Below are 19,368 nucleotides of genomic sequence, written 5' to 3'. Positions count from 1 at the left end.
CGACCGGCCGTCAGGCCGGCACCGGGCAGCACGCGGCGATGGCCTCGACGAGGATGGAGCACCCGGTCTCGACGACGTCGGCGGTCACGTTCAGGGGAGGCAGGATCCGCACGACGCAGTCGGCGCGCCCGCCGACCTCGATGATCAGCCCCCTGCGCAGCGCGACCTCCTGGACGCGGTGCGCCAGGTCGGTGGCCGGGGCGCCGTCGCCGGGGTCGGCCAGCTCGACGCCCCACATCAGGCCGACGCCGCGCACCTCGCGGACCCACGGGCCGACGGTCAGCGGGGCCAGCCGCCGGGCGATCTGCTCGCCCCGACGCCGGACGTTGCCCAGGACGTCGTCGCGGCGCATGACGCGGACGGCCTCCGCCCCGGCGGCGAACGCGAGCTGGTTGCCGCGGAAGGTGCCGATGTGCGCTCCGGGCGCCCACACGTCCAGCCGCCGGTCGTAAAGGATGATCGCGACGGGCAGGCCCATGCCGCTCAGGCCCTTGGAGGCGACGATCACGTCCGGTTCGATGTCGTACCGCTCGAAGGCGAACCAGGTGCCCGTGCGCCCGCAGCCGGTCTGCACCTCGTCCACGATGAGGGGGATGTCCAGCTCGCGGGTCAGCTCGCGCACCCGGCGGACGAACGCCCGGCGGGCGGGGATGACGCCTCCCTCACCCTGGACGATCTCCAGGATGACCGCGGCGGGCAGCGGGACGCCGCCGTTCCCGTCGCGCAGCGATCGTTCGAGCTGCCCGGCGCAGTTGGTGTCGCAGGTGCTCGGGACCAGGCCGAGGGGGCAGCGCGCGCAGTAGGAGTAGGGGGAGAAGTGGACGCCGGGCACGCCGTTGGCCACCGGCTGCTTCTGCCGCACCAGGCCGGTGAGCGCCATGGCCGCGTGGCCGCTGCCGTGGAAGCCGCCCTGGAACGCCACGACGTCCCCACGGCCGGTGGCGATCTTGCACAGCTTGACCGCGGCGTCGACGGCGTCGCCGCCGGTGGGCCCGCAGAAGTGGACCTTCATGCGGTCGCGCATCCCGGCGGGGAGCATGGAAAGCTGCGCCTCGGTGAAGGCGTCCTTGGCGGGGGTGGGGAAGTCCAGGCCGTGGGTGAGCCGGGTGAGCTGGGCCGTGGCGGCGCGCACCAGTTCGGGATGGTTGTGCCCGAGGGAGAGCACGCCCGCGCCGGTCAGGAAGTCGATGAAGACGTTGCCGTCCAGGTCGCGCACGAAGCTGCCGGACGCCTCCGCGATGGCGATGGGCAGGCGGCGCGGGTAGGTGCGCGCGTTCGACTCGCGGACGGCCTGCCGGCCGAGCAGTTCGGCGGAACGGGGACCGGGCAGGTCGCACTCTACATAGGGGTGGGGAAGAATATCGGATTTGGCGCTGGGATCGGCCAGACTCATCGGGCTCTCCTCTCAAGGCCGCCGACGTGCTGGTTCCTTTCAACGCGGGCCGACGTGTTCGCTTCTCCTGTTCTGCTGCTTTCCGGCCGGCTTCGCATAAGTAGTGGCTTGGTCCGGTATCGACGGTCGAAGAGGCCCTTCGCGAGTCATGGCCTCAGGTACACGGTTACGATTCCACCCGGCTTACCTGCACAAACTCCTCAATCCGCCTCGCATTACGGCAAGTGCCGCATTCGGCGTCCCGTGCGCGGATGCCTCTTTTCCGGCGTTCTCCCGCCGGGCGGAAAAGGGCGCCGGCCGCCTGCGGAATGCGCTCCCCATCAAAGTTTTGCGGGCACCTGACGTTATCCGGGCGATACGGCGGTGCGCGGGCGACCCGCGGAGGGTAGGGGTCGATGATGCCGACTTGCGGAGCAAAGTGCGCTTTCCGGGGTCGGCCTGGTGGGTGAGGAAATGGTATCGAGTTCCGCGAACCGTCGGCCGGCACAAGGGCTGCCCGCCGACGCCACGAGCTTCGTCGGACGCCGGCAGGAGATGGCCGAGGTCAAGACGCTGCTGTCCAGGTCCCGGCTGGTGACCCTCACCGGGTTCGGCGGGGTCGGCAAGACGAGGCTGGCCGCACGGGCCGCCCAGGACGTGCAACGGGCCTTCGCCGACGGCGTCTGGTTCGTCGACCTGTCCGCCGTGGACGATCCTGACCTGCTCGTGCCGACCCTGCTGGAGGTTCTGCAGATCGAGGAGCGGTCCAGCCGTCCTTCGATGGCGGCGCTCGCCGATCACCTGGCCGACAAGAAGGCCCTGCTCATCCTGGACAACTGCGAGCACATGCTGCACGACTGCGCGATGCTCGCCGATGACCTCCTGGCCGTCGCGGACGGATTGCGGATCATCGTCACGAGCAGGGAGCCGCTGCGCATCCACGGCGAGCGCACCCTCGTCGTGCGCCCTCTCCCCGTCCCCGGCGACGGCGGTGTGAACCTGTCGACGCAGGCGCTCGCCGAGGTGGACGCGGTGCGCCTGTTCGTGGAGCGCGCCGACGCGGTGCTGCCCGGCTTCTCGGTCACCGACGACAACCGCGATGCCGTGGAACAGATCTGCCGGCGCCTGGACGGCATCCCTCTGGCCATCGAGCTGGCGGCGGTACGGCTGCGTGCGCTGTCGGTCCAGCAGCTCCTCGACCGGCTGGAGGACCGGTTCAGGATGCTGACGACCGGGTCACGGACGGCCGCCCCGCGCCAGCGGACGCTGCGCGGCCTGGTCGACTGGAGCTACGGGCTGTGCACCGAGCCCGAGCGGCTCATGTGGGCCCGCGCGTCGGTGTTCTCCGGCGGTCTGGACCTGGAGGCGGCAGAGGCGGTCTGCTCCGGCGACGGCATCGCCCGCGAGGACGTCGTGGACGTGATCAGCGGCCTGGTGGACAAGTCCGTGCTGGTGCGTGAGGAGCACTCCGTGGGCGTGCGCTACCGGCTGCTGGACACCGTCCGCCAGTACGGCAGAGACCGGCTGGCCGAGTCCGGTGGGCAGGCGGCGCTACGGCGCAGGCACCGCGAGTTCTACCGCGCGCTGGCGCGGCAGGCGCAGGCGCTGGTCTTCACCAGCGCCCAGCTCCACTGGCAGCGCAGGCTCCGGCTGGAGCACCCCAACCTGAGGGTGGCCCTGCACGCCTGCTTCGACGACGACGATGCCGAGGACGGCCTGCGCATGGCCACGGACCTGCTCTACCACTGGAAGACCATGTACCTGGTCGGGGAGGGACGCCGCTGGCTGGAGGACGGCCTGGCCAAGGTCACCGCGCCGTGCGAGTCACGGGCCTGGGCGCTGTGTTGCGCGAGCTGGATGGCGATCATGATGGGCCACGACCAGGCGGCGGCCACGATGGCCGACGAGGCACGGGAACTGGGGGAGACGCTGGATCTGCCCTCGTTGATCGCCTACGCCTCCCTGTTCTCGGGCATGGCGGCCGTCTACCGCGGCGAGATCGACGCGGCGGTCGAGCTCTACGAGCAGTCGCTCGCCGGACATCGCGCCGCGGGGGACGAGCGGGGTCAGGTGCTGACGCTGACCAGGCTGTGCCTCAGCTACGGGCGCAAGAGGGACAAGGAGCGGGCGGCCGCGGCAGGCGAGGAGGCGATCCGCATCTGCGACGCCCGCGGCGAGGGCTGGCACCGCGCCTATGCCGTCATGGCCCTCGGCGTGCTGGCCTGGCGCGAGGGCGACATGGCGCGCGCCGTCGCCCTGGAGAAGGAGAGCCTCCGGTTCAACGGCACGCTGGACGACCGGCTCGGCGTGGGGATCAACCTGGACGTGCTCGCCTGGGTCTCCGCCGCCGAACACGACTACGAGCGGGCGGCCCGGCTGATCGGCGCACTGTGGACCATCTGGCAGACGTCCGGCAGGCCGCTGTTGCAGTTCGGCCACCTGCTCGTCTACCACGAGGAGTGTGAGGCGGGCATCCTCCAGGCGCTCGGCGAGCCCGCCTTCCGGTCGGCGCTGGGCCAGGGCGCGCGGCTGTCGTTCGACGAGGCGCTCGCCTACGCCATGGAGGAGAGCACGCCCGCCGTCCCGAGCGTGCGGCCCGCTGACGCCTCCTCGCCGCTGACCCGCAGGGAGATGGAGATCGCCCGGCTGGTCGCCAAGGGGCTGAGCAACAAGGGCATCGCCACGACGCTGGTCATCGCGCAGCGCACGGCCGAGGGGCACATCGAGCACATCCTGAGCAAACTCGGCTTCCACTCGCGTGCGCAGATCGCCGTGTGGGTGGCCGAGCAGGATCGGCGCGCGGCGGCGCAGGACAGCCACGGCCTCTCATCGGCCATGGCGTCGCCGGACGGCCGGGCGGCCGGCGGGGCCCGGCGCCGGCACTGACGGCGGACCGCCCGGGGGCCGAACCGCCGGGGGCCGAACCGCCGGGGGCGAAACCGCCGGGGGCGAAACCGCCAGGGAGCGAAACCGCCAGGGAGCGAAACCGCAGGGAGGCGAAACCGCCGGAGGGCGAACCGCCCGGGGCGAGACCGGCCGGGGGTCGACAAGCCGGAATTGCCGCGGGACGCCGGGGCCGGCGGGCGCGGGCCCCACCGGCCGCCCCGGCGTCACCGGGGGAGGGGGCGGGCCCAGAGGGCGGCCCGGGAGGCTCGTCGCGCCGTCAGTACGGGAGCATCCTGCGCCCGGACGGCGTGCGCAGGTCCTGGACCTCCTCGGCCGGGCGGCGCCGCGCCCGGCGCATCTGGAAGCGGCGCGGCCGGTACGCCTGCCCGTCGGCGGGGACCGCTGCGGGATCGGTCCGGCCGCGGCGCGGATCGTCAGTCATCGTCCCCGTTCCCCTCGGCGCCGGCCGGCGTGCCCGCGGGCTCGCAGGCCAGTTCGAACCAGACGACCTTCCCGGTGGACAGCGGGTGGCTGCCCCAGGATGTGGAAAGCGCTTGCATCAGGTACATGCCGCGTCCGCCCTCATCCCCCTCGTGGACCTCCCGGACCTGGGGAAGGGCGGGGTTGGTGTCCTGGACCTCGCAGCGCAGAGTCCCGTCGTCCATGGCGAGCGACATGACCGCGCCCCACGAATGGCGCATGGCGTTGGTGACCACCTCGCTGACCAGCAGTTCCACCACGTCGGACTGTGCCGCGAGCCCCCAGTCGGACAGCTTGCCGCGCACCCGCCTGCGGGTCTTCGGCACGGTGGTCGGCTCGGGGACCAGCACCCATGACGCGCGCTTGCCGCTCTCGCGCGCCGGCCAGAGATGGACGGCGGCTCGGGCGTACCTGTGGGAGGACGCCCCGGGCGTGTAGGTCGTGGTCATGCGGCACATCCATAGGCGAAGCGGTGGACGGGAGGGACGCTGCGGCCGTCGGGGAGCAGCTCACCCGTGTCGTCGAAGACGACCACACCGTTGCAGAGCAACCCCCACCCTTGTTCCGGGTGGAAAGCCACGAGGCAGGCCGCTTCGTGATCGACAGCGTTGGCCGGCGGGCACTGCGGTTCGTGTTGACACATGGCTGGCACCTGAATCCGATGTGATCTCTCGTTGGTGGGCTGTGGTCTTTGCCGACATGTCGAGCATCGCCCAACGGGCACATACCTAGTAACGGGACAACTACCCCCATTGATACCCATTCGACGCAAACGGGTACTCATTCTTTACCTTGGCGGGTGTCTGGCCTGACCGGGGGAGACGAACCCGGCCCGGGCGATCTACCTCACCATCGGTGGCCGCGCCCCTCGTGCGGACCTTCTCGCGGAATCCGTTGACACGCCTTCGCGGATAGTGCTTCCATTCGTTAGTAAAGTTTCCTAACGAGTAGAGGAGGCCAGATGCCGATCCCCCCGGCTCTACGGCACTTGCGCGCGCGCGTCCTGGTGGCGCCGGCGCTGGCCGTGGCACTGATCCCGGCCTGCGGCGCGGGCGGGAACGCGGCCGTCGCGGCCACCGCCGGCCACGCGGCGACGGCGGTGGGCAAAGCGCAGGTGAAGGCAGCGGCGGTCGACCTCACCGACCCGCACAAGAAGGACATCGCCATGCAACTGGTGTCGAGCGCGGAGAACTCCTCGCTCGACTGGCGCGCCCAGTACGGCTACATCGAGGACATCGACGACGGGCGCGGGTACACCGCCGGCATCATCGGGTTCTGCTCCGGCACCGGGGACATGCTGGAGCTCGTCGAGCTCTACACCCAGCGCAAGCCGGGCAACGTCCTGGCCAAGTACCTGCCCGCGCTGCGCTCGGTCGACGGCACCGACTCCCACAAGGGACTCGACCCGAACTTCACCAAGGACTGGAAGACCGCGGCCAAGGACACCGCCTTCCAGACCGCCCAGAACGACGAGCGTGACCGGGTGTACTTCAACCCGGCGGTCAAGCAGGCGAAGGCGGACGGCCTGCGCGCCCTCGGCCAGTTCATCTACTACGACGCCATCGTCATGCACGGCCCAGGCAACGACTCGGTCAGCTTCGGCGGCATCCGCAAGACCGCCCTGAAGAAGGCCAAGCCGCCGGCGCAGGGCGGCGACGAGAAGACCTACCTCAACGCCTTCCTCGACGCCCGCAAGGCGGCCATGAAGACCGAGGAGGCCCACAGCGACACCAGCAGGGTGGACACCGAGCAGCGGGTCTTCCTCAAGGCGGGCAACCTCGACCTCGACCCCCCGCTGTCCTGGAAGGTCTACGGCGACAGCTACCACATCGCCTCCTAGGCCGCCCCGGCGGACGAACGCGGCGGGCCCCCACCGGAAAGACCGGTGGGGGCCCGTGTCGCGTGTGAGGCGGCCTCAGCGGGCCGGCGGGCGCGTGCCGGGGGAGCTCACAGGGCCCGCAGACCCTGGATCACCTCGCGCAGCAGGCGCTCCTCGGGCAGCTGCGACACCGTCGCCGGCGGCCGGACGGAGACGAGCTGGTGGTCGCGCAGGTCGCCGAGCAGGACGCGGGTGACCCCGAGCGACAGGCCGCTCTCGGAGGCCAGGTCGACCACGGACATGGGCTGGGCGCACATGCGCAGGATCAGCAGGTGCTCGGGGCTGAGCCCCGGATGCGGCCGGCCGCCCGGCTCGGCCCTGACGATCGCGACCATGTCGAACGCGGGGCCCGTGGGCCGGGTGCGGCCCCGGGTGACGGTGTAAGGGCGGATGAGGGGACCGGCGTCCTGGTCCAGCCAGCGTTCTCCCTCGCTCATGACGCGTTCCCCTCACCCTCGTGCGCCCGCTCCCAGCCCGCCCGGAATGAAGAGAACATGTCGGGAGAGGGCTGGAGCGGTTCGGCGTCGGCGCGATCTTCCCGCGGGCCGCCCGCCTGCTCCGCCGCCCGGCCGGGCGCCGGAGCCGCCTCGCGGAGCTGAGGCGCCAGGCTGGCCTGGCGCACCCGGTGCGGCAGGCCGGTGGCACGGCGGCGTCCCTTGCCGTCGTCGCCGGCGCCGTTCGCCCCGTTGGTCCTGCCGGCCTTGCCGCTCCCGTTCGCCTGGTGGGCGCCGCCCGCCTCGGCGGTGGAGCGGTTCGCCGCGGAGGGCTGGCCGTTGCCGGCGCCCAGCGCCGCGGTGAGGCTCCGGCCGGCGCCGAACCATCCCTCCTGCCCGGTGAGGTCCCGCACCGAGTACGGCTCGGGGGACGGCTCGCTGGGCATCACCAGGTTCTCGGGCACCAGCACGATCGCCGTGGTGCCCCCGTAGGGCGAGGGCCGCAGCGAGACGCGGATCTGGCGCCGGGCCGCGAGCCGGCCGACGACGAACAGGCCGAGCCGGTCGCTGTCGGCCAGGTCGAACTCCGGCGGGTCGGCCAGCCGCTGGTTGATCTGTTCCAGCTCTTCCGGGCTGAGGCCGAGGCCCCGGTCCTCGATCTCGATCGCGAAGCCCCGGGCGACCATCTCGCCGCGGACCTCGACGTGGGTCTGCGGCGGCGAGAACATCGTCGCGTTCTCCACCAGCTCGGCGAGTAGGTGGATGACGTCGGTGGCGGCCGTCCCGGCCAGGGACATGCTCTCCGGCATGGTCACGTGCACGCGCAGGTAGTCCTCGACCTCCTCCACGGCGGCGCGGACGACGTCGTACAGCGGGATCGGAGTGCGCCATCCGCGTCCGGGGACGGCGCCGGACAGGATGATCAGGCCCTCGGCGTGCCGCCGCATGCGGGTGGTGAGGTGGTCGATGCCGAACAGCTCGTCGAGCAGTTCCGGCTCGGTGACCTTGCGCTCGATGGCGTCCAGCATGGTCAGCTGGCGGTGCAGCAGCGACTGGTTGCGGCGGGCCAGGTTGAGGAAGACCTTGCCGACGCCCTTGCGGATCTCGGCCTGACCCACGGCCGCCTCGATGGCGGTGGTCTGCACCGAGGTGAACGCCTCGCCGACGTTGGCGATCTCCTCGGTCGGCCCGGCGGCGATGGGCGGGGTCTCGGAGGCCACGTCGACGTCCTCGCCCTGGCGAAGCCGCTGGACCACCCGGGGCAGGCGCTGGTTGGCCAGCTCCAGCGCGGCGCGCTGCAGTCCGATCAGCTCGCCGGTGATGCGCCGGCCGAACCGGACCGAGACGTACAGCGAGACGCCCACGGCGATGATGCCCAGCAACAGGGTGAGGACGATGCGCCACAGGATCACGCCGGCGAGCGGGACGGCGCGGTCGGCGATCCGCTGCGACACGATCGCGTTCTGCCGGTCGAAGGCCTGCGTCAGCGAAAGGATGTTGGGTCCCCAGCTGCCCGAGCCGCCGGGCAGCCTCCTGCCGGGCTGCACGTCCTGGGTGACCTGGTCCTCCACGGAGGCGAACCGGGTGTAGGTCGGGGAGTTCTGCAGCACCAGGTACGGCTGGCGCAGGTCGGGGTCCAGGAGCTGGAAGCCCATGTCGTAGACCATCCTGCGCTTGGTCACCATCGTGGTGAACACCGTGCGCTCGTCGCTGGTCATCGAGCCCGCGCGCACGACGCCGGCGAGCAGGGCGGCCTGCTCGCTCATCAGGTCGCGGCTGCGGTCGATCAGCGTGACGGCCCTGGTCGGCGGGCCGATCTCCAGGTCGCCGGCGAACTTCAGGCTGTCGTAGACGCGGCCGACGGCGTCGGAGATCAGGCGGTAGGCGTCCAGGGTCAGCAGCCGGCTGAAGCTGCGCGAGTCCACCCGCGCCCGGATGTCCGGCAGGCGGTGGGTGGTCTCGATCAGCTCGGTCACCCGCTGGTACATCTGCGGGCTCGACTCCTGCTCGGCGGCGCTGTCCAGGACGGCCTTCTCCAGGGCGGCCCGCGCCTGGTCGGTCCTGACGCGTTGCGCCTCGAGATCGCTCCGGTCGGTGGCGGCGCCCGAGCTGAGGTAGATGACCGACTGGTAGCGCTCTTCCTGGATCTGCGAGGCGACGTTTCCGGTGGGGACGACCAGCGTCTCGTAGATCGTCCGGACCCGGAGAAGATCGAGACCGCTCTGGACGGTGATCATCGCCGAGTACGCCCAGATCCCCAGCAGGGACAGCAACGGCACCAGTACCAGGGTCAGGATCTTAACTTTGATGGACCTTTTACGCCCGCCCATGTGACCTCGCAGGGGAACCGCATCGTTACACGCGGGTTATTGGTGGCGAAACAGTATCAACGTGGGTGAGGGGGAGGTAGGGCCCTTGAGTAACTAAACGGGGCTGTTTCGGAGTAGTAACCATCCCATACTAGTCAGCTTCGTCTGGTTGTCAGACAATATTTCCCATGCACCACCACCCCTCCTCGAAACTCGCCGGAACGGCCGCCGTGGTGGCCGCCGCCGTCCTGTGGGGCACCGCCGGGACGGCGGGCGCCCTCGCGGCCGGCGGCGCGGCCGACCCCGTGACGCTGGCCGCCGCCCGCCTGGTCATCGGCGGCGCGGTCCTCGCGGCGGCGGCCGGGCCGGCCGCCTGGCGCCTGCTGACCGGCGGGCGGCGCCGCCTGCTGCCGCTGACCGCCGCCGCGCTCGCCGTGGCCGCCTACCAGCTCTGCTACTTCGCCGCCGTCGGGCGCACCGGGGTCGCCGTCGGGACCGTGGTGGCGATCGGCAGCGGTCCGGCCTTCACCGGGGTGCTGTCCTGGCTGCAGGACGGCGCGCGCCCCGGCCGGCGCTGGACGGCCGCGACCGCCGCCGCCGTCGCCGGGTGCGCCGCCCTGGTCCTTGGAGGGCAGGCGGTCGGCGTCGATCCGGCCGGCGTCCTGCTCGCCCTCCTGGGCGGCCTGCTCTACGGCTTCTACGCCGTGACCGCCGCCCGGTCCATCACCGCGGGCGCGGCCTCCGGCGCGGTCATGGGCGTGATGTTCGGCGGCGCGGCGGTGGTCATGCTGCCGGTGCTGCTCTGGGGCGGCACGCCCCTGCCGGCCGATCCGCGAGGGCTGCTCACCGCCCTGTATCTCGGCTGCGCCACCACCGCCCTGTCCTATTACCTCTACGGGCGCGGGCTGCGCACCACGCCGGTGGCCAGAGCGGCCACCCTGGCCCTCACCGAGCCCGCCGTGGCGGCCCTGCTCGGCGTGGCCGTCCTGCACGAACGGCTCACCGCCGTCTCCTGGGCGGGGCTGGCCCTGCTCGGCGCCGGCCTGGTCGTGGTGGCACTTCCCGCGCGGACCGGCGTCCCGGGGGCGGGGCCGCGGCCCCGCGCCCGTGGCGAGGGGGCACAATCGTCGGCGTGAAGCTGCGCCCGGTATCCACGGTCGACGCCCTCGCCGCCGCCCTGCGCCGGCGCGTGCTCTCCGGTGAGATCCCCCCAGGCACCGCGCTGCCCGAGCAGGAGCTCGGGACGCTCTACGGCGTGGCGCGTCCCACCGTCCGCGAGGCCCTGGCACTGCTCGTCCACGAGGGCCTGCTGCGGCGCGAGCGCAACCGCAGCGCCTACGTCCCGGAGGTGACCAGCACCGACCTGGACGACCTGATGTACGTCCGCCGGCCGCTGGAGGACCTCATGGCGGTCAGGCTGGCCGGCCGGCGGGTGCCCCGCGCGGACTCCGCGCTCACCCGGATGGCCGCCCTGGAGCGGGACGCCCCGTGGGCCGACGTCGTGGCCGAGCACATGACGCTGCACGAGGAACTGATCGTCGCCGTGGGCAGCCCCCGGCTGCAGCGCCTCTACGGGGTCCTGGCCGCCGAGACCCGGCTCGGCCTGGTGCGGCTGCGCACCGTCTATCCCGACCGGGCGACGCTGGTCGCCGAGCACCGGCACCTGCTGGACGCCATCGCGCGGGGCCCGGCGGAGGCCGCCCGGGCGGCCGTGGCCGCCCATCTGGACCACACTTGGGGCGATGAATGACGGTCCGCGCGGGCGGTGAAATGGCGCTGATGAGCGGCTTCCCTTGCATGGAGTGCTCGTAAGTCGTCACAATCGCGCCCATGCACGGCAACTCTGTGCCGGATACCTATGTCTACGTCACCGAAGAGGGCGTCACACGTCACTACGCCGATGGCAGCGTGGAAGCCCTCGCGTGGGAGGACGTCGTCGAGGTCCGGGTCGGCGGGGTCACGGAATCCGACATCCTGATCGTCCTGCTCGACCGCGACGGGCAAGGATGCGTGGTGCCGCGCTCGGCGACCGACGCCACCTTCCTGGCGCGGCTGCGCTATCTGCCGGACTTCGACCTCGAGCGGCTGAGCGAGGCGTTCACGGCCGCCACGCCGACCTACGTGGTCGTGTGGCGCAGCCCCGACCCGCCCGCCCCGCTGCCCGACCTCGAATACGACTGACCCGGTACCAAGGGGTGCCGGGTCGTCCGCGTGAGCTCCGGCGGACGGCCGCGGGGGGCGGGCCGTCCGGTTCACGGGCCGGCGTCCGGTGGCCGGCTTCCGTGCCGGCCCGCGCCCGACCTGAAGCGGCCGACGTTCTCGGCGACCGCTCCGCGCAGCGAGAGCAGGCCGTGGCGGTACTCGTTGCGCAGGGCCTCCTCCTCGGTCAGTCCTTCCTGCTCCAGGGCGGAGAGCCGGTCCTGCCGCATGCACTCCTGGGGCTGCCCGGCGAGCTGGAGCGCCAGCTCCTCGGCGTGCGCCCGCGCCGTCCCGGGCGGGACCACCCGGTCGGCCAGGCCGATGCGCAGGGCCTCCGCGGCATCGACCGGGCGTCCGGTGAGGATCATGTCCATCGCCCGGCCCGCCCCGACCAGCCGCGGCAGCCGCACGGTGCCGCCGTCGACCAGGGGAACGCCCCAGCGGCGGCAGTACACCCCGAAGGTCGCGTCCTCGGCGGCCACCCGCAGGTCGCACCAGATCGCCAGCTCCAGCCCGCCGGCCACCGCGTACCCCTCGACGGCCGCGACCACCGGCTTGGACAGGCGCATGCGCGTCGGGCCCATCGGTCCGTCCCCGTCCGGCTCGACGCGGTTGCCGCGCTCGGTGCCGATCGCGTGCAGGTCGGCGCCGGAGCAGAAGGTGCCCCCCTCGCCCCACAGCACCGCGACGGCCGCGTCGGAGGCCTCGAAGGCGCGGAAGGCGTCGGCGAGCGCGGTGGCGGTCGGCCCGTCCACCGCGTTGCGGACCTGCGGGCGTGACAGGACGACGGTCGTGACCGGGCCGGACCGCTCCAGGCGAATACCAGACATGTGCCGAATCTAGCGAGGCCGGGGCCGCCTACACGGTTTTGGACCGTTCCGTCAAGCGACCTCGGTCCGGAGTTTGAGGCCGATTGTGGCCATTGCACTGCTATTTCGCGCCGATGTAACGATCTTTAGTATGTGAACGGGTACCCGCGCTCGTGATGTTTGAGCCACGTGTCAACCAAAGGGACGCAATGGCCGTCTGGTATCTGCACGGTCCGGCAGCAGCCGCGGTCTGGCGTGAGCAGGGTAGGGGTGGGCATGAGGGTGGGGCTGGAGGAGCGTGACGCCGCGCTCCTTGAAGTAGGCCCGCTGACGGCGTCCAGCATCTGGACGCGCTCCTATATGCGGGCTCTACTGGCGGGCGATCTGGCGTGTGCCTTGATCGCTTGTGAGGCGGTCATGGGATTCAGGCTCTGGGTGGGCGCCTTCATCCCGTGGTCGGAGTTGTTGTTCGGTTTCGGCCTCGCGCTGGTGGCCTGGCCCGGCGCCATGGTGCTGGCCGGGGTGTACCGCGAGAAGAGTCACGGCGAGGGCAGCGAGGAGTTCCGCGCGGTCTTCGAGGGCGGGGTGGGGCTCACGGCGGCCGTGGCGATCGCCGCGTACGCCACCCAGACGATGATCGCCCGAAGCTACGTCATGGCGATGCTGCCGCTGGCGACGGCGCTCACGCTGGTGTTCCGCTACCGCATGCGCAAGCGGCTGCACCGCCGGCGCGCCGAGGGCGAGTACCTCCGGCGCGTCGTCGCCGTCGGGCACAGGACGGCCGTGCTCGACCTGGTCATGCAGTTCCGGCGCCAGCCGTACCACGGCATGCGCGTCGTCGCGGCGTGCCTGCCGCCGGGGCAGTACCCCGGCAACGGGCTCGACGTCGACGGCGTCCCGGTCTACGGCGACTTCGCCGACGTCGCCATCGTGGCCGACAAGGTCTCCGCGGACGCGGTCGCCGTGCTGGCCTGCCCCGAGCTGGACGGCGCCGCGCTGCGCCGGCTGGCCTGGAGCATCGAGAGCAAGGGCACCGAGTTGTTCGTCGCCCCCGCCCTCATGGACGTCGCCGGCCCGCGCACGAGCATCCGGCCGGTCGCCGGCATGCCCCTGCTGCACGTCGAGCACCCCGAGTTCGACGGGACGCGCCAGATCGTCAAAAGCCTGTTCGACCGGCTGCTGGCGACGGCGGCGCTGACCGTCCTGGCGCTGCCCATGCTGGTGATCGCGCTGCTGGTGCGCACCACCAGCCCGGGGCCCGCCCTGTTCAGGCAGACCCGGGTGGGTCGTGCCGGACGGGAGTTCCAGGTCTTCAAGTTCCGCACCATGGTGCGGGACGCCGAGAAGCTCAAGCTGGAGCTCCTGGATGACAACGAGTTTGACGGCGTGTTGTTCAAGATGCGGAACGATCCAAGAATCACCCGCGTCGGCGGCTTCCTGCGCCGGTACTCGCTGGACGAGCTGCCGCAACTGCTGAACGTCCTGCGCGGCGAGATGTCGCTCGTCGGCCCGCGCCCGCCGCTTCCCGACGAGGTCGCCCAGTACGGCACCGACGTGCGCCGGCGCCTGGTCGTCAAGCCGGGCATGACGGGCCTGTGGCAGGTCAGCGGCCGGTCCGACCTGTCCTGGGAGGAGTCGGTCCGCCTCGACCTGCGCTACGTCGAGAACTGGTCGCTCATCCTGGACCTGCAGATCGTGTGGAAGACCTGGTCGGCCGTCACCCGCGGCGGAGGGGCGTACTAGTGAAGGCGCTCGTGCTCGCCGGCGGGTCAGGCACCCGCCTCCGGCCGATCACCCACACCTCGGCCAAGCAGCTCGTGCCGGTGGCCAACAAGCCCGTGCTGTTCTACGGGCTGGAGGCCATCGCCGCGGCGGGCATCCGCGAGGTCGGCATGGTGGTCGGCGACACCCACAAGGAGATCGAGGCCGCCGTCGGCGACGGGTCGGCCTTCGGCCTGGAGGTCACCTACCTGCGCCAGCAGGCCCCCCTCGGCCTCGCCCACGCGGTGCTCATCGCCCGCGAGTACCTGGGCGAGGAGGACTTCGTCATGTACCTCGGCGACAACTTCATCGTCGGCGGCATCGAGCCCCTGGTGCGGCGGTTCGCGGGGGAGCGGCCCGACGCCCAGATCATGCTGACCCGCGTGCCCGACCCCCGGCAGTTCGGCGTCGCCCAGCTCGACGCCGGCGGCCGGGTGGTCGGCCTGGAGGAGAAGCCCGACGACCCCAAGAGCGACCTGGCCCTGGTCGGCGTCTATCTGTTCAGTCCCGCGGTGCACGAGGCCGTCGCGGCGCTCAAGCCGTCCTGGCGCGGCGAGCTGGAGATCACCGAGGCGATCCAGTGGCTCATCGACGCCGGCCGCCCGGTCGCCTCCACCGTGATCTCCGGCTACTGGAAGGACACCGGCAACGTCGCCGACATGCTGGAGGTCAACCGGCTCGTGCTGGAGGAGCTGGACCGGCGGCTGGACGGCGAGGTCGACGACGACAGCGAGCTCATCGGGCGGGTGGTGGTCGAGGCGGGAGCGCGGGTCACCCGTTCCCGCGTCGTCGGACCGGTGATCATCGGGGCCGGCGCGGTCGTGCGCGACTCCTACGTCGGCCCGTTCACCTCTGTGGCGGAGAACTGCCGGCTCGTGGACAGCGAAATCGAGTACTCGATCGTGCTGAGGCGCGCGTCCATTCAGGGGGTGCGCCGCATCGAGGCGTCCCTGATCGGGCACGACGTCGAGGTCACGCCCGCTCCCAACACGCCCAGAGCCCATCGGCTGGTGCTCGGAGATCACAGCAAGGTGCAGATCAGCTCATGAGGGTTCTGGTAACCGGCGGGGCCGGTTTCATCGGGTCGCACTATGTCCGCACGCTGCTCGGCGGCGGCTACCCCGCGTTCGCGGGAGCGCAGGTCACCGTGCTCGACCTGCTCACCTACGCGGGCAACCTCGCCAACCTCGCCCCCGTCGAGGGAGGCTACGCCTTCGTGCGCGGCGACATCTGCGACGCCGGGCTGCTCGCCGAGGTCGTCCCCGGTCACGACGTGGTGGTCAACTTCGCCGCCGAGTCGCACGTCGACCGGTCCATCGAGGGGCCGGGCGCGTTCGTGCGCACCAACGTCCTCGGCACCCAGACGCTGCTCCAGGCGTGTCTCGACGCCGGGGTGCCCAAGGTCGTCCAGGTGTCCACCGACGAGGTGTACGGCTCGATCGACGAAGGCTCCTGGGCAGAGGACGCCCCGCTGGCGCCGCGTTCGCCGTACTCCGCCGCCAAGGCCGGCGGCGACCTGATGGCCCGCGCCTACGCCGTCACCCACGGGCTGCCGGTGTCGATCACGCGCTGCGGCAACAACTACGGGCCCTACCAGTTCCCCGAGAAGGTCGTCCCGCTCTTCGTCACCAACCTGCTCGAAGGCCGCAAGGTCCCGCTCTACGGCGACGGCGGCAACGTGCGCGACTGGGTGCACGTGGACGACCACTGCCGCGGCATCCAGCTCGTCGCCGAGCGGGGGGAGCCGGGCGAGGTCTACCACATCGCGGGCACGGCGGAGCTGAGCAACCTCGAGCTCACCCGGCGCATCCTCGCCGAGCTGGACGCCGACTGGAGCTCGGTCGAGCCCGTCCCCGACCGCAAGGGCCACGACCGCCGCTACTCCCTGGACGACGCCAGGCTGCGCGGCATGGGGTACGCCCCGCGCACCGGCTTCGACGAGGGCATCGCCGCCACCGTCGGCTGGTACGCCGACAACCCGTCCTGGTGGAAGCCACTGAAGGGCGCTCGGTGAAGCGGCTGCTGGTCACCGGCGCCAAGGGCATGTTGGGTGGCGCCGTGGTGGCCGAGGCCGAACGCGCCTCCGAGGCGCCCGAGGTGCTGGCCTGCGGGCGCGACCTCCTCGACCTGCGCTACCCCGACGGCGTGCGGCAACTCCTGCGCGAGGAGCGTCCGGACGTCGTGGTTAACTGCGCCGGCTGGACCGCCGTGGACGACGCCGAGACGCACGAGATCGACGCGCTCGTGGTCAACGGCAGCGGCGTGCGCGCCCTCGCCCTCGGCTGCGAAGAGATCGGCGCCCGGCTGCTGCACATCTCCACCGACTACGTCTTCGACGGGACGGCCCGCACGCCCTACCCGGAGGACGCGCCGACCCGGCCGATCAACGCCTACGGGCGGGGCAAGCTGGCCGGCGAGGCCGTCGTCCTCGGCCTGCTGCCGCGGACGGGTTACGTCGTGCGCACCGGATGGCTGTACGGCGCGGGCGGGCGCAACTTCGTCCAGACGATGATCGCCCTGGAGCGGTCGCGGGACACCGTCAACGTGGTCGACGACCAGCGCGGGCAGCCGACGTGGACCGGCGACCTGGCCGCGCGCCTGCTGTCTCTGGCCCGCTCCGACGCCCCGCCCGGCGTCTACCACGGCACCAGCGGCGGCCAGACGACCTGGTTCGGGCTGGCCCGCGAGGTCTTCACCCTGCTCGGAGCCGACCCGTCCCGGGTGCGGCCCGTCTCCAGCGCGGCCTTCCCCTCGCCGACCGCCCGGCCCGCCTACAGCGTGCTGGGCCACGGCCGCTGGGCCGTCGCCGGCATGCGGCCCCTGCGCCACTGGCGCGAGGCGCTGCACGACGCCTGGCCCTCGCTGGTCGGAGGCCCGATCTGATGTACCTGTCGGAGACCCGCCGGTCGGACGCCTCCAAGGCCGCCGCCGGCGGTCCGCGGGTGGGCGGCATGCTCGCCGGGAACGTGGTCGCGCTGGGCACGGTCAGCCTGTTCACCGACATCTCCTCGGAGATGGTCACCGCCGTCCTGCCGCTCTACCTCATCTACCAGCTCGCGCTCAGCCCGATGCAGTTCGGCCTGCTGGACGGCGTCTACACCGGCGCGACGGCCGTGCTGCGGCTGGCCGGCGGGCACGTCGCCGACCGTTTCCGCCGCCGCAAGCTCGTCGCGGGCGCGGGATACGCGCTGTCGGCGGTGTGCAAGCTCGGCTACCTGCTGGCCGGGCGGTCCGTGCCGCTGATCGGCCTGGTCATCGGGCTGGACCGCGCGGGCAAGGGTCTGCGCACGGCGCCCAGGGACGCGATGATCTCGCTGAGCGCCCCGCCCGAGGCGCAGGGCCGCGCCTTCGGGCTGCACCGCGCCATGGACACCGCCGGCGCGCTCATGGGCCCGCTCGCCGCCTTCGGGGTGGTGGCCGCCGTCGGCGCCACCTCCGGCTACGACGCGGTCTTCGTGGTCAGCGGCTGCGTCGCCGCGATCGGCGTGCTGGTCCTGGCCCTTTTTGTCCGCGAGCCGGGCGCCGCGGGGATGTCCGGCCCCGCGACGCCCGGCTCCGCGGCATCACCGCGGGCGGTCACCGAGCCGCACGTGGACGTTGCGACCGGCGCGGTGGCCGCGACGGCATCGGACGCGGCGCCACCGGACGGCCGCCAGGCGGAGCGGGCGGCGCGCGGGCGGCGGCGCGGAGTGTCGTTGCGCGGGGCCGCCGAGCTGGTGCGCGAGCGGCCGTTCCGCCGGGTGCTGGTGGCCATGACGCCCCTGTCACTCGCGACGATCAGCGACTCCTTCCTCTACCTGCTGCTCCAGCGCAGGCTGGACATCGACGCCGGATGGCTGCCGCTGCTGCCGGTCGGGGTCGCCGCCGCGTACCTGCTCGCGGCGGTGCCGTTCGGGCGGCTCGCCGACCGCGCCGGCCGCTCCACGGTCGTGATCGGCGGCTACCTGGCCCTGCTGGCGTGCTACGTGCTCCTGCTGCTCCCGCCCGGCCCGGCCGTCCTGGTCGCGGCGCTGGTGCTGCGCGGGCTGTCGTACGCGGCGACCGACGGCGTGGTCAGCGCGCTGGCCGGGCCGCTGCTGCCGGAGGAGCGGCGGGCCACCGGCCTGGCCGTCGTCCAGACCGCCCAGGCGCTCGGCGCGATGGCCGCCTCGTGGGCCTTCGGCCTGTTGTGGACCGCCCAGGGACCGCGGGCCGCGGTCGTGGCGATGGCGGCGGGCCTGGGTCTGGCCCTGGCCGTCGCCGTCCCGATGCTCAGAAAGGCGCGCGGATGAACCTGTCTGTGATCATCGTGACCTATCGCAGCGCCGGCTACATCGCCCGCTGCCTCGCGGCCGTGGAGCGCGCGATCAAAGCGCTCGACGCCGAGGTCATCGTCGTGGACAACAACTCTCCCGACGACACCGTGGAGGTCGCCAGGGCCGCCGCTCCGTGGGCGACCATCCTGGACCGCAAGGAGAACGGCGGCTTCGCCGAGGGCTGCGTCGCCGGGGCGCGGGCCGCGCGCGGCGCCCACGTCGTCTTCGTCAACCCCGACGCCGAGGTCCAGCCGGACACCTTCACCGCCCTGCTCGACTGCGCGGCCCGCAATCCCCGGGCGGGCATCGTCGGCGGGCGCTGCGTCACCGAGACCGGCGAGAACGACCCGCGCTCGTGGTGGGGCCGCCCGACGCCCTGGTCGGTGTTCTGCTTCGCCACCGGCCTTTCCACCGTCTTCCCGGGCCGCGCCCTGTTCGACCCGGAGTCGCCGACGGTGTGGAGCGGCGAGCGGCACGTGCCGATCGTCACCGGCGCGATGATGCTGGTCGACCGGCGGGTGTGGGACGAGGTGGGCGGGTTCGACACCCGCATCTTCATGTACGGCGAGGACGCCGACCTGTGCCTGCGGGCCAGGGCCGCCGGATACCGGCCCATGGTCACCGACCGGGCCGTGTTCGTTCACCCGGGCGGCATGTCGTCCTCCAGCCTCGGCAAGCTGGTGCTGCTGTTCACCGGCAAGGCCACCGTGGTCCGCCGGCACTTCCCGCGCGGGCTGCGCCGGGCGGGGGTGTCCATGCTGCTGTTCGGGGTCTGGCTGCGGGCGGCGCTGAGCCGCGGGGTGGCCCCGCCGGACATGCGGCGGCAGGGACGTCCCACCGCGCAGCGCGGCGACTGGGCCGAGTTGTGGACGGTCCGAAACCGGTGGCGCGGAGGCTGGGATGCCGCTAAATCGTGAAATGTCATTATCAATGGGAATTTGTCG

The 19,368-nt window shown here is 72.2% G+C and carries 18 protein-coding genes; 11 read left to right on the top strand and 7 right to left on the bottom strand.

Going from position 1 to position 19,368, the window contains the following annotated elements:
• Positions 1 to 10: 10 nt before the first annotated feature.
• Entirely contained in the window at positions 11 to 1,393 is a 1,383-nt protein-coding gene (locus ACWEN6_RS06300; RefSeq protein WP_380831547.1) for an aspartate aminotransferase family protein, read from the bottom strand.
• Positions 1,394 to 1,846: 453 nt separating this feature from the next.
• Between ACWEN6_RS06300 and ACWEN6_RS06295 the strand changes: the two genes are divergently transcribed.
• Positions 1,847 to 4,258: an ATP-binding protein gene (locus tag ACWEN6_RS06295; RefSeq protein WP_452569240.1), complete on the top strand. Its 2,412-nt coding sequence runs from the start codon at positions 1,847 to 1,849 to the stop codon at positions 4,256 to 4,258.
• Between the two features lie 277 nt (positions 4,259 to 4,535).
• On the opposite strand, the gene ACWEN6_RS06290 is transcribed toward ACWEN6_RS06295, so the two are convergent.
• From ACWEN6_RS06290 to ACWEN6_RS06280, 3 genes are read right to left on the bottom strand one after another with little or no spacing between them, the layout of a single operon-like run.
• Positions 4,536 to 4,700 carry a hypothetical protein gene (locus tag ACWEN6_RS06290; protein ID WP_452569239.1) on the bottom strand — a complete coding sequence of 55 codons (165 nt, stop codon included), beginning with the start codon at positions 4,698 to 4,700 and terminating at the stop codon, positions 4,536 to 4,538.
• Positions 4,693 to 5,187 carry an ATP-binding protein gene (locus tag ACWEN6_RS06285; protein ID WP_354837963.1) on the bottom strand — a complete coding sequence of 165 codons (495 nt, stop codon included), beginning with the start codon at positions 5,185 to 5,187 and terminating at the stop codon, positions 4,693 to 4,695. Before ACWEN6_RS06285 ends, ACWEN6_RS06290 begins: the two co-directional genes overlap by 8 nt.
• The gene (locus tag ACWEN6_RS06280) at positions 5,184 to 5,381 is read right to left on the bottom strand and encodes a DUF5999 family protein (protein ID WP_354837965.1); all 198 of its coding nucleotides are present in this window, start codon (positions 5,379 to 5,381) and stop codon (positions 5,184 to 5,186) included. The genes ACWEN6_RS06285 and ACWEN6_RS06280 overlap by 4 nt, the downstream gene beginning before the upstream one ends.
• 318 nt (positions 5,382 to 5,699) lie before the next feature.
• Between ACWEN6_RS06280 and ACWEN6_RS06275 the strand changes: the two genes are divergently transcribed.
• A complete protein-coding gene (locus ACWEN6_RS06275; protein ID WP_452569238.1) occupies positions 5,700 to 6,578 on the top strand; it encodes a chitosanase in 879 nt (292 codons plus the stop codon).
• Positions 6,579 to 6,685: 107 nt separating this feature from the next.
• Here the strand turns inward: ACWEN6_RS06275 and ACWEN6_RS06270 are convergent, their stop codons facing one another.
• The gene (locus ACWEN6_RS06270) at positions 6,686 to 7,054 is read right to left on the bottom strand and encodes a DUF742 domain-containing protein (RefSeq protein ID WP_354837969.1); all 369 of its coding nucleotides are present in this window, start codon (positions 7,052 to 7,054) and stop codon (positions 6,686 to 6,688) included.
• Complete coding sequence (locus tag ACWEN6_RS06265; protein ID WP_452569237.1) at positions 7,051 to 9,381, bottom strand: nitrate- and nitrite sensing domain-containing protein; 2,331 nt, start codon at positions 9,379 to 9,381, stop codon at positions 7,051 to 7,053. Before ACWEN6_RS06265 ends, ACWEN6_RS06270 begins: the two co-directional genes overlap by 4 nt.
• A gap of 167 nt (positions 9,382 to 9,548) precedes the next feature.
• On the opposite strand from ACWEN6_RS06265, the gene ACWEN6_RS06260 reads away from it, so the two are divergent.
• The 3 genes from ACWEN6_RS06260 (at position 9,549) to ACWEN6_RS06250 (ending at position 11,541) form a co-directional block, all read left to right on the top strand.
• A complete protein-coding gene (locus ACWEN6_RS06260) occupies positions 9,549 to 10,496 on the top strand; it encodes a DMT family transporter (RefSeq protein WP_452569236.1) in 948 nt (315 codons plus the stop codon).
• Positions 10,493 to 11,110: a GntR family transcriptional regulator gene (locus tag ACWEN6_RS06255; RefSeq protein WP_354837975.1), complete on the top strand. Its 618-nt coding sequence runs from the start codon at positions 10,493 to 10,495 to the stop codon at positions 11,108 to 11,110. The genes ACWEN6_RS06260 and ACWEN6_RS06255 overlap by 4 nt, the downstream gene beginning before the upstream one ends.
• 80 nt (positions 11,111 to 11,190) lie before the next feature.
• Entirely contained in the window at positions 11,191 to 11,541 is a 351-nt protein-coding gene (locus ACWEN6_RS06250; RefSeq protein ID WP_354837977.1) for a hypothetical protein, read from the top strand.
• Positions 11,542 to 11,612: 71 nt separating this feature from the next.
• Here ACWEN6_RS06250 and ACWEN6_RS06245 read toward each other — a convergent pair whose 3' ends face one another.
• A complete protein-coding gene (locus tag ACWEN6_RS06245; RefSeq protein ID WP_452569235.1) occupies positions 11,613 to 12,389 on the bottom strand; it encodes a crotonase/enoyl-CoA hydratase family protein in 777 nt (258 codons plus the stop codon).
• 255 nt (positions 12,390 to 12,644) lie between these two features.
• Here ACWEN6_RS06245 and ACWEN6_RS06240 point away from each other — a divergent pair, with 255 nt between their 5' ends.
• From ACWEN6_RS06240 to ACWEN6_RS06215, 6 genes are read left to right on the top strand one after another with little or no spacing between them, the layout of a single operon-like run.
• The gene (locus ACWEN6_RS06240) at positions 12,645 to 14,111 is read left to right on the top strand and encodes a sugar transferase (RefSeq protein WP_452569234.1); all 1,467 of its coding nucleotides are present in this window, start codon (positions 12,645 to 12,647) and stop codon (positions 14,109 to 14,111) included.
• Complete coding sequence (locus ACWEN6_RS06235; RefSeq protein WP_354837983.1) at positions 14,111 to 15,178, top strand: glucose-1-phosphate thymidylyltransferase; 1,068 nt, start codon at positions 14,111 to 14,113, stop codon at positions 15,176 to 15,178. The genes ACWEN6_RS06240 and ACWEN6_RS06235 overlap by 1 nt, the downstream gene beginning before the upstream one ends.
• Positions 15,175 to 16,143 (top strand): dTDP-glucose 4,6-dehydratase, encoded by a 969-nt coding sequence (gene rfbB / locus ACWEN6_RS06230; RefSeq protein ID WP_354837985.1) that lies wholly within the window; start codon positions 15,175 to 15,177, stop codon positions 16,141 to 16,143. The genes ACWEN6_RS06235 and rfbB overlap by 4 nt, the downstream gene beginning before the upstream one ends.
• Entirely contained in the window at positions 16,116 to 17,012 is an 897-nt protein-coding gene (gene rfbD / locus ACWEN6_RS06225) for a dTDP-4-dehydrorhamnose reductase (RefSeq protein ID WP_452569233.1), read from the top strand. Before rfbB ends, rfbD begins: the two co-directional genes overlap by 28 nt.
• The gene (locus ACWEN6_RS06220) at positions 17,012 to 18,400 is read left to right on the top strand and encodes an MFS transporter (protein ID WP_452569232.1); all 1,389 of its coding nucleotides are present in this window, start codon (positions 17,012 to 17,014) and stop codon (positions 18,398 to 18,400) included. The genes rfbD and ACWEN6_RS06220 overlap by 1 nt, the downstream gene beginning before the upstream one ends.
• Complete coding sequence (locus ACWEN6_RS06215; protein WP_452569231.1) at positions 18,397 to 19,341, top strand: glycosyltransferase family 2 protein; 945 nt, start codon at positions 18,397 to 18,399, stop codon at positions 19,339 to 19,341. The genes ACWEN6_RS06220 and ACWEN6_RS06215 overlap by 4 nt, the downstream gene beginning before the upstream one ends.
• Positions 19,342 to 19,368: the final 27 nt, after the last annotated feature.

Source organism: Sphaerisporangium sp. NPDC004334, assembly GCF_053602655.1.
Note: the sequence above shows the minus strand (reverse complement) of the source record. Positions and strands in the feature narration are given on the sequence as shown.

Excerpts from the sequence above, each read along its gene's own strand:
- ACWEN6_RS06300 (WP_380831547.1), bottom strand. The coding sequence starts at position 1,393 with ATGAGTCTGGCCGATCCCAGCGCCAAATCCGATATTCTTCCCCACCCC.
- ACWEN6_RS06295 (WP_452569240.1), top strand. The coding sequence starts at position 1,847 with ATGGTATCGAGTTCCGCGAACCGTCGGCCGGCACAAGGGCTGCCCGCC.
- ACWEN6_RS06290 (WP_452569239.1), bottom strand. The coding sequence starts at position 4,700 with ATGACTGACGATCCGCGCCGCGGCCGGACCGATCCCGCAGCGGTCCCC.
- ACWEN6_RS06285 (WP_354837963.1), bottom strand. The coding sequence starts at position 5,187 with ATGACCACGACCTACACGCCCGGGGCGTCCTCCCACAGGTACGCCCGA.
- ACWEN6_RS06280 (WP_354837965.1), bottom strand. The coding sequence starts at position 5,381 with ATGTGTCAACACGAACCGCAGTGCCCGCCGGCCAACGCTGTCGATCAC.
- ACWEN6_RS06275 (WP_452569238.1), top strand. The coding sequence starts at position 5,700 with ATGCCGATCCCCCCGGCTCTACGGCACTTGCGCGCGCGCGTCCTGGTG.
- ACWEN6_RS06270 (WP_354837969.1), bottom strand. The coding sequence starts at position 7,054 with ATGAGCGAGGGAGAACGCTGGCTGGACCAGGACGCCGGTCCCCTCATC.
- ACWEN6_RS06265 (WP_452569237.1), bottom strand. The coding sequence starts at position 9,381 with ATGGGCGGGCGTAAAAGGTCCATCAAAGTTAAGATCCTGACCCTGGTA.
- ACWEN6_RS06260 (WP_452569236.1), top strand. The coding sequence starts at position 9,549 with ATGCACCACCACCCCTCCTCGAAACTCGCCGGAACGGCCGCCGTGGTG.
- ACWEN6_RS06250 (WP_354837977.1), top strand. The coding sequence starts at position 11,191 with ATGCACGGCAACTCTGTGCCGGATACCTATGTCTACGTCACCGAAGAG.
- ACWEN6_RS06245 (WP_452569235.1), bottom strand. The coding sequence starts at position 12,389 with ATGTCTGGTATTCGCCTGGAGCGGTCCGGCCCGGTCACGACCGTCGTC.
- ACWEN6_RS06240 (WP_452569234.1), top strand. The coding sequence starts at position 12,645 with ATGAGGGTGGGGCTGGAGGAGCGTGACGCCGCGCTCCTTGAAGTAGGC.
- rfbB (WP_354837985.1), top strand. The coding sequence starts at position 15,175 with ATGAGGGTTCTGGTAACCGGCGGGGCCGGTTTCATCGGGTCGCACTAT.
- ACWEN6_RS06220 (WP_452569232.1), top strand. The coding sequence starts at position 17,012 with ATGTACCTGTCGGAGACCCGCCGGTCGGACGCCTCCAAGGCCGCCGCC.
- ACWEN6_RS06215 (WP_452569231.1), top strand. The coding sequence starts at position 18,397 with ATGAACCTGTCTGTGATCATCGTGACCTATCGCAGCGCCGGCTACATC.